Source organism: Streptomyces sp. G45 (assembly GCF_049542095.1).
Classification (GTDB): Bacteria; Actinomycetota; Actinomycetes; order Streptomycetales; family Streptomycetaceae; genus Streptomyces.
Genome location: NZ_JBMUZU010000001.1, coordinates 300,165 through 313,100 on the forward strand (window position 1 = coordinate 300,165; position 12,936 = coordinate 313,100).

Below are 12,936 nucleotides of genomic sequence, written 5' to 3' on the forward strand. Positions count from 1 at the left end.
GAGGCTCCTCGATGCGTACAGTTTAATAGTTGCGCAACTGAGTACGGTTCAGGGTACGCCGCCCGCCGTTGACCAGCGAGCGGCGCGAGGCGAGCGGGCGAGGACTGAGTGGCGCAGCTCACCCGAAGGCCTGAATACGCCCCTCATCAATCATTGCTAGATTGCGCAACTACACAACCATGGGTCAGGTCGGCAGTCCCCTTTGTGAGTGCCGGACACACGAGGGGTGCACGGATGGCCAACAGCCGCAAGCAGGTCGCGTCCAGCCGTCGGCGGCGCAAGCGGAGCCGCGCGAAGGTCGCGCTGGCGGTCGTGGTGTCGCTGCTGGTGCTCGTGGTGGCGGGGGCGGGGTGGGTGTACTTCCGGCTGAACGCGAACATCGACACGTTCGACGCCGACGGCATCTCACGGGACCGGCCGGACGACTCCTCCGGCGGCCAGAACGTGCTCGTCATCGGCTCCGACGCCCGCACCGGCGGCAACCGCGCGCTCGGCGGCGGCGACAAGGACGACGTCGGGCGGTCCGACACCGCGCTGCTGCTGCACGTGTACGCCGACGGCAAGCACGCCGTGGCCGTGTCCATCCCCCGCGACACCCTGGTGGACATACCGCCGTGCCGACTCCCCGACGGGAGCTGGACCCGCACGCGCCACCGCACGATGTTCAACGCCGCGTTCGCGGTCGGCCAGACCGCCCGGGGCAATCCCGCCTGCACGCAGAACACCGTGGAGCACCTCACCGGCCTGCGGGTGCACCACACCATCGTGGTCGACTTCAAGGGCTTCGCCCGGCTCACGGACGTGGTGGGCGGCGTGGACGTGTGCCTGCCGCAGGACGTGTACCAGAAGGACCTCAACCCGAACCGGACGGACCGGGGCAGGCGGGTCTTCGCCAAGGGCGAGCAACGCGTCTCGGGGCGCGAAGCCCTGGACTACGTGCGCATCCGGCACGGCATCGGCGACGGCTCCGATATCGGCCGCATCAAGCGCCAGCAGGCGTTCGTCTCCGGTCTGATCAAGAAGGTCAAGAGCGACGGGCTCACGCCCACCAAGCTGCTGCCCCTGGCGGACGCCGCCACGCAGTCCATGACCGTCGACCCGGGCCTTGGCTCGGCGGGCAAGCTGGTGTCGTTCGCGATGTCGCTGAAGGGGATCGACCTGCACAACACCAAGTTCGTCACCATCCCCTGGCGGTACGAGGGCGCGCGCGTGGCGATCGTCCAGCCGGAGGCCGACGCCCTGTGGGCCGCGCTCAAGGCCGACCGCACGATCGACGGCAAGGACGCCAGCGGCCGGGGCGGCGGCGAGAAGGCCCCGCCGTCGCCGAGCCGGAAGTCCGCGCCGGTCTCCGGTGACGGCATCGCGGTGACCGTCCTCAACGGCACCACCACCTCAGGGCTCGCCTCGCGTGCCGCCAAGTCCCTCACCGAGCACGGCTTCACGGTCACGGGCAGCGGCAACGCGCCGCGCCAGGACCACACGGCCACCACCATCGCGTACGGCCCCGGCCAGAAGGCCAAGGCCCAGAGCGTCGCCCGGCTCTTCGCCGGGGCGGAGCTGGAACCGGCGGCCACCGACGGCGTCACCGTCACCCTCGGCACGGCGTACGCGGACCACCCGTCGGCCGCGCCGTCCCCCGAGCAGACCTCCGTGCCCTCCCGGGTGGCCGACGACGCCCGCTCCGCCGACGACGACGCCTGCTCCAACCTCTCCTACGGCTGACCCGAACTCCCGGCGTCCCGCACCGGGGCCGTACGCCGCCGTTCGTGGCGCCGCACGGCGACCGCGAGGACCACGGCGTACAGCGTCAGCACGCCCGCGAGCTGCGCGTAGTAGGCGACCGGCAGCGCGGTCAGGCCCAGTGGCGGTCCCAGCGGGGACAGCGGCAGCAGCACGCCGACGGCGGCCAGCGCCACGGCCGCCCACCCCACCGGGCTCAGGCCGCGCGCCTCGGCGCCCCGGCGGCCCGTGTGCAGCAGCACCATCACCAGCGCCTGCGTGAGCAGGTTCTCGGTGAACCAGCCCGAGTGGAAGACCGCCTCGTCGTCGCCGCTTCCCGGCCCGTGGACGGCGAGCGCGAGCAGCCCGAACGTGGCCAGGTCGGCCAGGGCGTTGAGGGCGCCGAAGCCGGTGATGAAGCGCAGCAGCCCGCTCGGGCTCAGCGCTGCGGGGCGGCGCAGCGCGGCCGGGTGGGGGCGGTCGTAGGCGAAGGCGAGCTGAGCGGCGTCGAAGCACAGGTTCTGCGCCAGGACCTGCGCGGGCAGCATCGGCAGGAACGGCAGCAGCACGCCCGCGGCGAGCATCGCGATGACGTTGCCGAGGTTGGAGGAGAGGGTGACGCGCAGGTACGCCGTGATGGTGCCGCTGGCGTGCCGTCCCGCCGTGACGGCGTGGCCGATGGCGGTGAGGTCCTTGTCCCGGTCGGCGAGGACGACGGCGGCGCCGTCGCGGACCACGGGCACCGCGTCGCGCGGGCAGATCCCGACGTCGGCGGCGTGCAGCGCGGGCAGGTCGTTGACGCCGTCGCCGAGGAACCCGGTGGTGTGCCCGTCGGCGCGCAGCGCGGCCACGACGCGGGCCTTGTCCTCGGGTGAGCAACGGGCGAAGACGGTGGTGCGGCGGGCGGCGGCGGCCAGCTCGGCGTCGGTGAGCGGGGCCAGGTCGGCGGCGGTGAGGACGCCGTCGACGCCGAGGCCGAGGTCGTGGCAGGCGCGGACGGCGGTGCCCGGGTGGTCGCCGGTGAGGACCTTCACGCTCACCCCGCGCCCGGCGAGGTCGCGCAGGGCGTCGGCCGCCGTGTCGGTGACCTCGTCCCGGAGCGTCACGAACCCCTGGAAGGACAGGCCGCGTTCGTCGGCCGGGGTGTAGCCGCGCCGACCGGCGTGGCGCTCGGCGGTGGCGACGGCGAGCAGGCGCAGACCGCTCGCGGCCTGCCGGTCGGCGAGCGCGTGCAGCCGCACCCGCTCCTCGTCGCCGAGCGCGCACCGCTCCAGGACGGCCTCGACCGCGCCCTTGACGACGAGGGTGTGCGTGCCGAGGCGGCCGGGTGTGCGGACGACGGCGGTGGCCAGGCGGCGCCCGGGGTCGAAGGGCAGTGCCGCCACCGGGTCGTGGGCGGTGAGGTCCGCCTCGTCGACGGCGTCGAGCAGCGCCTCGTCGAGCACGTCCGGCTGGGGCAGGTCGGCGAGCTGGAGGGTCCACCAGGCGTTGACGGCCGCCCAGCGCAGCACCTCGGGGGCGTCCTCGCCGTCCGCGTCCAGGGCCCGGTGGACGACGGGGCGGTCCTGGGTGAGGGTGCCGGTCTTGTCCAGGCACAGGACGTCCATGGCGCCAAGGTCGTGCACCGCCGGGAGGCGTTTGACGATCACCTGGTGGGCGCGGGCCAGCAGCGCCGCTCCGCGGGCCAGGCAGGTGGTGACGACGACGGGCAGCATCTCGGGGGTCAGCGCGACGGCGACGGCCACCGCGAACGGCAGGGTCTCCAGGCCCCGACCGTCCACGGCGGCGTTCGCCATCAGGGCGAGCGGCGGCGTGAGCAGTGTGAAGCGGACGAGGATCCACGAGACGCCGTGCACCGAGCGGTCGAAGGCGCTAGCGTCGCGCCGCGCGGGCCGGGTGTGGGCGCGCGCGAACTCGGTGCGCGCACCGGTCGCGACGACGACGGCGGTGCCGCTGCCGGAGGCCACACTGCTGCCCTGGAAGCACAGGTGCGGCTGCCCGAACACGCCCTGGCCCCGCCCGTCGCGGTTACCGGGCGCGTCGACCGCGTACTTCTCGACGGGCCGCGACTCCCCCGTGAGCGCCGCCTGGTGCACGCGCAGCCCGCTGGCGCGCAGCAGCCGTACGTCGGCGGGGACGAGGTCCCCGGGCCCGAGGCTGATCACGTCGCCCGGCACCAGCTGGTCGACGGGGACCTCCCGTGGTGCCGGGGGCCCGTGCGCGCCGTCGTCGTCGGTCCGGCGCAGCACGCTCGCGGTGGTGGCGACGAGTTCCCGCAGGCGGACCATGGACCGGTCGGCGCGCAGTTCGCCGGAGGCGCGCAGTACGCAGCTGACCGCCACGAGGAAGGTGATGACGGCCGCGGTGGCCCAGGAGGCCATGAGCGCCGACACGAGTCCCAGGACGAGCAGGACGGCGGTGAACGGGTCGCGCAGGCCACGCGCGAGGTGCCGGGGCCAGGGGGTGACGGACTGGGCGGGCAGGGTGTTGTCGCCATAGCGGGCCAGGCGCTCCTCGGCCTCGCGCTCGGTCAGTCCGCGCGGGCCGCTGTCGAGGGCCCGCAGCACCTGGAGCGCCGTCGGCGGTGCCGCGCCGCCGTGGGCCGTGGGGGCGGTGCGGGCGGCCGCGGTGTCGGGGTGCGCGGCGCTGGCTTGCTCAGGCACCGGTGCCGTGCAGCAGCCGCACGGGCGCCCCGGCCTCGTCGCGGGCGCGGTCGGAGAGCTGGCCGACCATCAGGCGCACCACGGTGACGATGTCGGGGTCGGCGACGAAGTACACCTGTCGGCGGCCCTCGCGCCGGGAGCGGACGAGGCCCGCCAGCTTGAGCTTGGTCAGGTGCTGGCTGATCGCGGGCAGCGCCCCGCCCACGCGGTCGGCGAGGTGGGTCACGTCGCTCTCGCCCTGGGCGAGGGCCCACATGATGTGCAGGCGTGCCGCCGACGCCAGCAGCCCGAACGCCGCGGCGGCCTCGGCGAGTACGTCGGCGGAGGGGTCCTCCACCTCGTGCGCGTCCTTCGCCATCGTCAGCCTCCGTCACCCCGGTCCGCCCGTTTCCAAGGCTCACCAGTCTAGACACCGCCGCCCTGGGAGATCGTCCACGCGGGCCGCCGCCGAGGCGCCCGGGCCAGGCCTCAGGGCACCCCTGTCGTGGTGGCGCGGTCAGCGGGCCGCCGCCGGTCCCGGCTCCGGTGCGGCGCTCCGACGGCGACATCGACGCCCGCACGATGGAGCGCTCCGTGCGCGTGTTCACCGTCGCCTTCGGCGAGCAGGCCGACTCCACCACGCTCACGGCGATCGCCAAGGCCTCCCGCGCCAGCTCCTACGACGCCCGGGACCCCGCCCTCGTCGACAAGGTGATGACGTCCGTCATCAGCAACTTCTGAACGGGGGTACGGGGATGACGCACCGCACCGCACCGCCCACCTCACCGGCGCCCTCGCCGCCCTCGCCCTGGGCGCCGCGCTGGAGGACGCCTGGCCGCTGTGCGGCGCCTGACCCGGCTGCGGGAGCTGTTCACCGCCCCCCTGGAGGCCACCGCGCTGCGCCTGGAGGCCGCCGCCGACCGCGGCACCGTACTGCTCTCCCTCCAGACCGCCTAGGACACGGTCAGCGGCGCCGTCGACCTCACCGCCCTGACCGCGCTGACCGGTGAGCTGGCGGCCGTCCGGGCGGGGCTCGACCGCCTCGACGACCTCAGCCGGACGGTGCGGGACGAGGGCGCGGCGTGAGCGTGGGGGCGCCGTCGGCTCGGGCGGCGCCCCCAGCGGTCACCCTGCCGCGGGCGCGGGCGGACGGCCGGTGCGGAACTGGTCGTCCTCGGTGAGCGCGAAGCCCTCCGGGACGGGCTGGCCGAAGCCGGAGGCGATCAGGCGGGGCAGGTTGGTGCGCCAGTAGTGCCCCTCGTTCTCCACGTCGACCCGGCTGGCGTCCAGGTGCCGCTTCGGGCAGCCGCCCCAGCACACGGGCAGGAACGAGCAGCGGGAGCACGACGGCTGCCGGGTCGGGTCGAACGCGTCCCACCAGGCCCGCTCGGGAAACTCCGTCGGCTTCGGCGCCGGGCCGGTGCCGACGGCGACGAGGGGCAGGGTCGTGCGGACCCGGCCGACGGCGTGGTGCGTCTCGCCGACCTGGAGGCCGCAGCGGTATTCGAGCCCGTCGGCGCCGATGACGGCCGAGTCGGGCGCCAGGGCCCCGCACACCGACGTCTTCGGGTAGGGGAAGCCGTTGGCCGAGACGTCCTGCTTGTCCTGCGCCTCGGCCGGAAGCAGCTCCCGCGCCAGGGCCTGGAGCGCGTCGAACTCCTCGGGGGTGAGTTCGTGCGGGCGCATGAAGGCCGAGCGCTCGGAGTACGCCGAGAGCTTGGCGACCATGATCACGCACCGGAAGGGGGCGTCGAACCACCCTCGTTCCCGGGCGAGGGCGACGAACCCCGGGAAGTCCCCCACATTGCCGTGGTCGGCGTTGAAGCGGAGGTCCACCCGCGTGCACCGCAGCAGTCCGTCGACGACGCGGACGGCCTGCTCGAAGGACGAGACGCCGTCGGCGGTGCGGTACTCACGGCGGTAGCGCCGACGCCGGTCGTGGTTCTCCTTCAGCCCGTCGAAGGAGATCTGCACCTGCCGGATCCGGTGCCGGGCGACGAACGGCGCGAGGTCCTCGGGCCAGCGGGTCCCGTTGGAGACGACCGACGCGTGGTAGCTGACGCCCTCGGCGGCGCAGAACTCCTGGAGGGCGAGCGACGCCCGCTCCAGGTAGGAGACGTTCAGCAGCGGCTCGCCGCCGTACCAGTCCACGTGCAGGCTGCGCTTGCCGCCGCGGCCGAGCCGCTCGCGGGCCACCTCGACCAGTTCGCCGACGTCGTCGGCGCGCAGCTGCTCCCCCGACCGTGACTCGAAACAGTAGTAGCAGCCGAGGTTGCAGTCCATGGTGGTCGTCACGACCAGCGACACCGGCGCCTTGCCGCGGGCCGTCCAGTAGCGCTCGCGCACCGCGGCCACCTCGTCAAGGCCCGGGTCGACGAGGAACCCGGCGCGCCGCAGCTGGTCGGTGGTCCCCTCGTCGAGGACGCCTTCGGGGATCGGCCGGGGAGGGCCGCTGAGCAGGGCGGCCAACTCCTCGGCGTCGGCGCCCGCCAGGCGCGTCACGCTTCCGGTGCTCGCGTTGAACAGGGCGTACCCGTCGGCCAGCGGCACGCGGAAGGTGTAGCGGGACGTGGCCAGGCGGGCGTCCGAGCCGTTCGTCATCAGTCGATCTCGACCAGGGCGATGCACGTGCCGCCGCCGCTGCACAGCCGCGCCGGGCTGAGGCTCGGTGCCTGGGCCTGCTCCGCCACCGTCGCCAGGTCGGAGTCGACCACGGGCGCGGTGACCACCGACAGGCGCTTCGCCGGGAGGGGCGTCGGCTCGTTCGTCCGTAACGGGGTGTCGGGTGTGTGCTGCATGGTGTCCGCCTTCCGCGCGTCGTGGGCTTCGTCGGCTCGCGAACCCGGCGTACGAACGTGGCGTGCGGCGTGGCTTCGTCGGCTCGCGAACGTAGCGGCGGGACACCCGTGCCGGGCACCCGCGTAAGAGCAGCGTCACGGGCGCCACCGCGGCCGTCAATCGGGTGGTGCGGCGGTTTCAGGTCATTGCGCGCGCGGTGGCCCGCAGGGCCGAGGACGAGGCGGTCGCTCCGGCCATCGCCCAGGCGTGGAAAGGACAAGGCCCACCCGGAGCGTGCGAGAAGGGGCCCGACCAGCCTGGGGCGCAGGGGTCTTCCGGCCCCGTTCCTGATGACGTTCGGCAGGCAGCGCGCCGTAGTCCGCGTGACCAGAGTGAACCGTGCCGGACCGGAACGTCAGCGAAGGGAGCACCACCATGAGCACGCATGACCACCCGCACCGAAACCTGGGCCTGAACTGGCCCTCGTTCCCCAGGCGTCGCTCCGCCGCCCACGCGGCCGCCACATCCGTGGAGACCCACACCGCGTGGGCCTACGCCTTCGCCTCCCTGCGCCTGCTGATGGGGGCCGTCTTCCTGTGGGCCTTCCTCGACAAGACCTTCGGGTTCGGCTACGCCACGACGTCGGGGCGCGGCTGGGTCGACGGCGGCTCACCCACCAAGGGCTTCCTGAGCGGTGTGGCGGCCGGGCCGATGGAGTCCACCTTCCACTCCTGGGCCGGTGACGCCTGGGCGGACTGGCTGTTCATGGCCGGGCTGCTCGGCGTCGGCCTGGCCCTCGTCGCCGGTGTCGGCCTGCGCCTCGCGGCCGCCGCCGGAACCGCGCTGATGGCCCTGATGTGGATCGCCGAGTGGCCGCCCGCCAAGCACCTCTCCGACGGTTCGCTGAGCATGTCCACCAACCCGGTGGTCGACTACCACGTCATCTACGCCGTGGCGCTGATCGTGCTCGCCCTCGCCTCCGCCGGTGACACGCTCGGCGCGGGCGGATGGTGGGCCAGGCTGCCGTTCGTACGCCGCCACACGTGGCTGCGGTGACCTCAGCCGCTCTCCGCCGAACTCGACGCCGTGGTGGTACGGGCACGGCGGTCCCGCACGCGCGCCGGGTCCCGTGGGACGGGCGCCGCCCAGCCGGGCGGTCACCGACGTCCCCGCCCACCCCCTCACGCGACCGCGGTCCCCTCAAGTTCGACCAACAGGTCGGGGACCGCCAGCCGTGTCACCCCGAGCATCGTGGTGGTCGGTGCCACCCCGGCGGCGCCGAGACGCGAGGCCAGCACGCCGTAGTGCTCGAAGAGCCGGTCGACGTCGGTCGTGTAGACGTTCAGCCGGACCAGGTTCCTCAGGGTCATGTCGGCCGCGCCGAGCACCGCCTCCAGGTTGTCGAGGGCCAGGGCCAGTTGGGCCGTCATGTCACCGGCGTGCCGGGGCTTGCCCTCGCCGCTCATCGCGGCCTGCCCGGAGCAGTACAGGGTCCGGGTGTGCCCGGAGACGACCTCGCCCTGGCCGTAGCCCAACTCCACCGACCACGTCCAGGGGTTGACCGTCGTTCGCTCCATCGCCACATCAGCTCCATTCGGTTCGTTCGAAGGTGTCCGGCGGGCCGGTGGTCACCGCCCTCGCCGTCACCTGGGTAAGCCTCCCCGCGAATCACGACACCGATCGTCATGTATTTCGTTAGCGTTCTCGCATGCGTGCCGACCGGTTGATCTCCCTGGTGCTGCTGCTGCGTCAGCGCGGTCGGATGACCGCCACCGAGCTGGCCCGGGAGTTGGAGGTGTCCACCCGTACGGTGCTGCGCGACATCGAGGCGCTGTCCGCGGCCGGGATCCCGGTGTACGCCGAGCGCGGGCGGCACGGCGGCTTCGCGCTGCTGCCCGACTTCCAGACCGACCTCACCGGGCTGAACCACGACGAGGCGCTCGCCCTGCTGGTGGCCGGAGCGGGGCGCGGCGAGCAGGTGTTCGGCCTCGGCTCGGCGCTCGCCTCAGCGATGCGCAAGGTGGTGGACGCGCTGCCCGAGGGGCACCGGACCACCGCGGGCGACGCCGCGCGGCGCCTGCTCATCGACCCGGAGACCGACCTGCTCTCCCGCCGCCAGGTCACCGAGGAACTGCCCGGCACCACCCTGGTCGTGGTGCGGCGCGCGGTGCTCGCCGGGCACCGGCTGCGCATCCACTACGCGGCCGCGGAGCAGGCGCCGCGGTGGCGCACCGTGGACCCGATCGGCCTGGTCACCGTGCGCGACCGGGCCTACTTGCTGGCCACGCGAGCCGGTGCGGACCGCACCTACCGCCTGTCGCGGGTGCTGGCCGCCGAGGAACTCCCCGAACCGGCGCGGCGGCCGGTCCAGGTCGACCTGGACCGGATCTGGCGGGAGCGCTGCGCGCGGTTCCTGGCCGACAGCGACCAGGTCACCGTGCGGGTGCGGGTGGACCCGGCACGGCGTGAGGAGTTGGTGACCAGCGCCCTGGCCGTCCGTGCCGAGGAGCCCGACGCGGACGGCTGGCCGTGCCTCGAAGTGACGTACCAGGACGCCCGCCACGCGGAGTGGGCCCTGTGGCAGCTCGCCACGGACGCGGAAGCCCTGGCGCCGCGGTGGTTGCGCGCCTCCCTGCGCGACCGGGCCGCGGCGGTCGCCGCCCGCCACGAGGTGTCGCCCTGAGGCGCCGTACGCGCCGCGCCTTCAGTGCCCGCTCACGGGCGGGTCAGGTCCACGCGGACGTCGACGACTCCTTCGACGGCGCGGGCCGCGCGGGCCAGGACGGGGACGAGCGCGGTGTCGCGCAGGACACCGCCGAGCGTGACCACGCCGTGGCAGACGTGCACCTCCACATGGGAGGCGGCGCTCAGGGGTCGCAGCACGTTGGCGCGGACCTCGGTGGCGATGGCGTCGTCGTCCCGCAGGAACACCTTGAGCAGGTCGCTGCGGCTCACCATGCCCTGGAGCAGGCCGGAGGCGTCGACGACCGGCAGTCGCTTGACGCGGCGGTGCGCCATGACGCGGGCGGCCTCGGCGAGCGTCGCGTCGGCGTGGACGGTGACGGCGGGGCTCGACATCAGCTCGCCCGCGGTGACCGCGCCCGCCTTGCTCATGTCGGACAGGCGCCGCAGGACGTCGTACCGAGTGGGGTCGACGTCGCGGAACTCCTCCTTGGGCAGCAGGTCCGCCTCGGACACCACGCCGACGACGCGCCCCTCCCCTTCGAGTACCGGCAGGGCGCTGACGCGCCACTGCTCGATGAGTTCGACGATCTCCTTGAAGGGGGCGTCACGGCCGATGGCGACGGTGGTGTGGGTCATCACGTCGCTGACCGTGTACGGGGAGCGTGCGGGCAGCTGCTCGGTGGCTGTCGGGTCGGTCGTGTCAGGCATGGTCGCCTCCAGAGGTGCGGACGACGGTGAGGTCGAGGAAGTGGGTGGAACAGGAGATGCACGGGTCGTGGTTGCGGATCGCGCGTTCGCACAGGTCCGTCAGCTCCGCGTCGCTCAGGCCCGCCCGGGCGATCGCCCTGGTCGCGGTGCGGCGCAGATCGTCCTCGATCGCGCCCTGGTTCTGCGCGGTGGGCGGTACCAGCAGGGCCTCGGTGATGGTGCCGTCGGCGTCCAGTGCGTAGCGGTGGTAGAGCAGGCCGCGGGGGGCCTCGGTCGCCCCGTGGCCGGTGCTCGTGGTGGGCGGCACGTCGACGAAGGGGGGCGTGAGCTGCTCGTACGTGTCGATGATCCGCAGGGCTTCGCCGACCGCGTAGACCACTTCGACGGCCCGCACCAGGATCGACCGGTAGGGGTTGCGGCAGACGGCGCCCTGGTAGGGGTCGCCGAGGCCCGCCTCGCGGGCGGCCTCCACCGCCGTGCGCGACAGCCACCGTCCGCTGATCGCGTACCGGGCGAGGGAGCCGGTGAGGTGGCGGCGCGCGTCGAGGCGCGAGTGCGGGGCGCGCCGCAATCGCTCGGCCAGCGGCCGCGGTTCGGTCTGCGGGCCGACCGCATCCGGTGTGCGAGGGCCCTGTCGGTCCACGGGGCGACGGCGGCGCCGAGCGCCGGGTCGCTCTCGCACATCCGCCGCGGCGTCGTGGCCGACGGCGTCACCCGACAGGAGCCGTTCGGCATTCGTACGGGGCCGGTGGATGCCGGTGCGAGGGCCGCGCGGGCCCGTGCCGCCGTCGGGCGCGGGCCCCTGCGGGCGCGGACGGCCGGTGCGGTGCCCGCCCCTGTCGTCCGGCGCCCGGGAGCCCGGTGCGAGGCGGCCGGGTCGTACGGCTGCCCCACGGCGGCGGCCTACCGCGGCCCCGGTGAGCCGTGTCAAGGCATCGGCCGCGACGGCGTCGCTCAAGCCGCGCCGGGCGATGTCGTCACCCGGCGTCCTGGCACCTGCGGGCTCGCGCATGTCTGCCCGGATGTGGACGAGTTCACCGGCACGCGTCGTCACCGCGTGCGTGAGGGTGCCGGGCTCGGTGCCGTCGGGGGCGCGTCGGCGAGCGGCTGCCCTGAGGTGGGTGGCCATCGCCTCACCCCTGGCTGAGCAGGGGCCGCAGCTCCCGGGCGATGCCGTCGGCCCAGGCCGACACCGCGGCGAAGTCGCGGAAGTCACCGCCCTTCCCGGACTTGACGATCATCTGGGCGACGCGCCCCCGGGCCCGCTCGTCGAGGCAGCCGCCGAAGGTGGCGTGTCCGCGGGCGCCGAGGCGCAGTGTCAGGCGCCGCACGGACGGGGGCGCCGGGACGTCCCGCTCGGTCGCGGAGGCGTCCAGGGGGCCGCTGCTGAACAGCCACACCGGACGGCGTACCAGCGCGCGCCGGTGGCGGCGGGCGAAGCGCCGGGCGCCGTGCTGCCAGCGCCCGGCGTACAGGGCGCCGCCGAGGACCACCGCGCCGTACGGCGTCAGGTCCCGTATGGCATCGGCGGACCGCACGTCGACGGCCAGACCGGCCTCGCGCAGGGTGTCGCCCACCGTCCGCGCGAGTTCGGCGGTCGACCCGTAGGTCGATCCGTGGGCCACGAGCACCGTGAGCGACATGGCCGTGCCTCCTTCACAGCTTGCGCAGCCAGTCGTCGGCGACGCCCTTGAGGGCCTCGTCGGAGGGGCGCAGATGCGAGTCGTCGAAGCGGTAGGTGAGCTTGTCGACGACGCCGTCCACCTGCTGGGTCATCCGCACCGCCACGGGGATCTCACTGCGCCGCTCCACCTGTCCGCGCAGGGTCACGACGCCGTCGAGGACCTCCACGGCCAGGGTCTGCGGAGCCAGCCACAGGGTGTCCACCAGGACGGCGTCGATGACCTCGCGGCGGATCTCGGCGTCGGACCGCAGGAAGACCTGGAGCAGGTCGCGGCGGGTGACGATGCCGACGAGCCGCTCGTCCTCGTCCACGACGGGGAGCCGTTCGACGCGGTGCCGCGCCATGGTGCGGGCGGCCTCCGCGATGGTGTGGTCGGCGTACACGGTGAGCGCGGGCCGGGACATCAGCTGTCCCGCCGTACGGGCGTGGGCCTTGGCCGCACGCTGGCGCGCCCCCGGCAGCAGCCTGCGCCACCGCACCCTGGGCGCGGGCTCGTAGGGGTCGTCGGCCTCGGCCTGCCGGACCATGAGGTCGGTTTCGGAGAGTACGCCGATGACCTGGCCGTCGTCCTCGACCACCGGCACACCGCTGATGCGGTGCTCCTCAAGGAGTCGCGCGACCTCTTTGAACGGGGTGTCGTGCCTGACGGTGACGACGTCGCCCGTCATGACGGTGCCGACCTTGCTGTGCTTCATGTGTGTCGCCTCCTTGGCGCGTTGC

Annotated in this window: 13 protein-coding genes; 4 read left to right on the plus strand and 9 right to left on the minus strand. The window is 74.0% G+C overall.

The genetic code is table 11. From position 1 onward, the window contains the following. The first annotated feature begins 234 nt into the window (after positions 1–234). Positions 235–1,722: an LCP family protein gene (locus ACOBQU_RS01330; protein WP_423623815.1), complete on the plus strand. Its 1,488-nt coding sequence runs from the start codon at positions 235–237 to the stop codon at positions 1,720–1,722. Here ACOBQU_RS01330 and mgtA read toward each other — a convergent pair. After that, positions 1,713–4,382 carry a magnesium-translocating P-type ATPase gene (mgtA, locus tag ACOBQU_RS01335; RefSeq protein WP_423623817.1) on the minus strand — a complete coding sequence of 890 codons (2,670 nt, stop codon included), beginning with the start codon at positions 4,380–4,382 and terminating at the stop codon, positions 1,713–1,715. The genes ACOBQU_RS01330 and mgtA overlap by 10 nt on opposite strands. Next, entirely contained in the window at positions 4,375–4,740 is a 366-nt protein-coding gene (locus tag ACOBQU_RS01340) for an ArsR/SmtB family transcription factor (RefSeq protein ID WP_423623818.1), read from the minus strand. Before ACOBQU_RS01340 ends, mgtA begins: the two co-directional genes overlap by 8 nt. A 167-nt stretch (positions 4,741–4,907) precedes the next feature. On the opposite strand from ACOBQU_RS01340, the gene ACOBQU_RS01345 reads away from it, so the two are divergent. Then, positions 4,908–5,102, plus strand: a complete 195-nt coding sequence (locus tag ACOBQU_RS01345; RefSeq protein WP_423623820.1) for a hypothetical protein — start codon at positions 4,908–4,910, stop codon at positions 5,100–5,102. Between the two features lie 384 nt (positions 5,103–5,486). On the opposite strand, the gene ACOBQU_RS01350 is transcribed toward ACOBQU_RS01345, so the two are convergent. Both ACOBQU_RS01350 and ACOBQU_RS01355 read right to left on the minus strand, forming a co-directional pair. Next, positions 5,487–6,962, minus strand: coding sequence for a radical SAM protein (locus tag ACOBQU_RS01350; protein ID WP_423623822.1), 1,476 nt, complete (start codon positions 6,960–6,962; stop codon positions 5,487–5,489). Next, positions 6,962–7,159, minus strand: coding sequence for a hypothetical protein (locus ACOBQU_RS01355; RefSeq protein ID WP_423623824.1), 198 nt, complete (start codon positions 7,157–7,159; stop codon positions 6,962–6,964). The genes ACOBQU_RS01350 and ACOBQU_RS01355 overlap by 1 nt, the downstream gene beginning before the upstream one ends. A 415-nt stretch (positions 7,160–7,574) precedes the next feature. Here ACOBQU_RS01355 and ACOBQU_RS01360 point away from each other — a divergent pair, with 415 nt between their 5' ends. Next, on the plus strand, positions 7,575–8,195 hold the full coding sequence (locus ACOBQU_RS01360; RefSeq protein WP_423623826.1) for a hypothetical protein: 621 nt from the start codon (positions 7,575–7,577) through the stop codon (positions 8,193–8,195). A gap of 125 nt (positions 8,196–8,320) precedes the next feature. Here the strand turns inward: ACOBQU_RS01360 and ACOBQU_RS01365 are convergent, their stop codons facing one another. Further along, positions 8,321–8,716, minus strand: a complete 396-nt coding sequence (locus ACOBQU_RS01365) for a RidA family protein (protein ID WP_423623827.1) — start codon at positions 8,714–8,716, stop codon at positions 8,321–8,323. Positions 8,717–8,847: 131 nt separating this feature from the next. On the opposite strand from ACOBQU_RS01365, the gene ACOBQU_RS01370 reads away from it, so the two are divergent. Next, the gene (locus ACOBQU_RS01370) at positions 8,848–9,822 is read left to right on the plus strand and encodes a helix-turn-helix transcriptional regulator (RefSeq protein ID WP_423623829.1); all 975 of its coding nucleotides are present in this window, start codon (positions 8,848–8,850) and stop codon (positions 9,820–9,822) included. 32 nt (positions 9,823–9,854) lie between these two features. Here the strand turns inward: ACOBQU_RS01370 and ACOBQU_RS01375 are convergent, their stop codons facing one another. From ACOBQU_RS01375 to ACOBQU_RS01390, 4 genes are read right to left on the minus strand one after another with little or no spacing between them, the layout of a single operon-like run. Then, positions 9,855–10,532, minus strand: coding sequence for a CBS domain-containing protein (locus ACOBQU_RS01375; protein ID WP_423623830.1), 678 nt, complete (start codon positions 10,530–10,532; stop codon positions 9,855–9,857). Beyond that, positions 10,525–11,661 (minus strand): nickel-dependent hydrogenase large subunit, encoded by a 1,137-nt coding sequence (locus tag ACOBQU_RS01380; RefSeq protein ID WP_423623832.1) that lies wholly within the window; start codon positions 11,659–11,661, stop codon positions 10,525–10,527. Before ACOBQU_RS01380 ends, ACOBQU_RS01375 begins: the two co-directional genes overlap by 8 nt. Before the next feature lie 4 nt (positions 11,662–11,665). After that, positions 11,666–12,175 carry a flavodoxin domain-containing protein gene (locus tag ACOBQU_RS01385; RefSeq protein WP_423623833.1) on the minus strand — a complete coding sequence of 170 codons (510 nt, stop codon included), beginning with the start codon at positions 12,173–12,175 and terminating at the stop codon, positions 11,666–11,668. Between the two features lie 13 nt (positions 12,176–12,188). Continuing rightward, positions 12,189–12,911: a CBS domain-containing protein gene (locus ACOBQU_RS01390; RefSeq protein ID WP_423623835.1), complete on the minus strand. Its 723-nt coding sequence runs from the start codon at positions 12,909–12,911 to the stop codon at positions 12,189–12,191. Between the last annotated feature and the right edge of the window lie 25 nt (positions 12,912–12,936).

Coding starts and splice junctions, on each gene's coding strand:
- ACOBQU_RS01350 (WP_423623822.1), bottom strand. CDS start 6,962: ATGACGAACGGCTCGGACGCCCGCCTGGCCACGTCCCGCTACACCTTC.
- ACOBQU_RS01380 (WP_423623832.1), bottom strand. CDS start 11,661: ATGGCCACCCACCTCAGGGCAGCCGCTCGCCGACGCGCCCCCGACGGC.
- ACOBQU_RS01365 (WP_423623827.1), bottom strand. CDS start 8,716: ATGGAGCGAACGACGGTCAACCCCTGGACGTGGTCGGTGGAGTTGGGC.
- ACOBQU_RS01385 (WP_423623833.1), bottom strand. CDS start 12,175: ATGTCGCTCACGGTGCTCGTGGCCCACGGATCGACCTACGGGTCGACC.
- ACOBQU_RS01390 (WP_423623835.1), bottom strand. CDS start 12,911: ATGAAGCACAGCAAGGTCGGCACCGTCATGACGGGCGACGTCGTCACC.
- ACOBQU_RS01375 (WP_423623830.1), bottom strand. CDS start 10,532: ATGCCTGACACGACCGACCCGACAGCCACCGAGCAGCTGCCCGCACGC.
- ACOBQU_RS01370 (WP_423623829.1), top strand. CDS start 8,848: ATGCGTGCCGACCGGTTGATCTCCCTGGTGCTGCTGCTGCGTCAGCGC.
- ACOBQU_RS01360 (WP_423623826.1), top strand. CDS start 7,575: ATGAGCACGCATGACCACCCGCACCGAAACCTGGGCCTGAACTGGCCC.
- ACOBQU_RS01340 (WP_423623818.1), bottom strand. CDS start 4,740: ATGGCGAAGGACGCGCACGAGGTGGAGGACCCCTCCGCCGACGTACTC.
- ACOBQU_RS01355 (WP_423623824.1), bottom strand. CDS start 7,159: ATGCAGCACACACCCGACACCCCGTTACGGACGAACGAGCCGACGCCC.
- ACOBQU_RS01330 (WP_423623815.1), top strand. CDS start 235: ATGGCCAACAGCCGCAAGCAGGTCGCGTCCAGCCGTCGGCGGCGCAAG.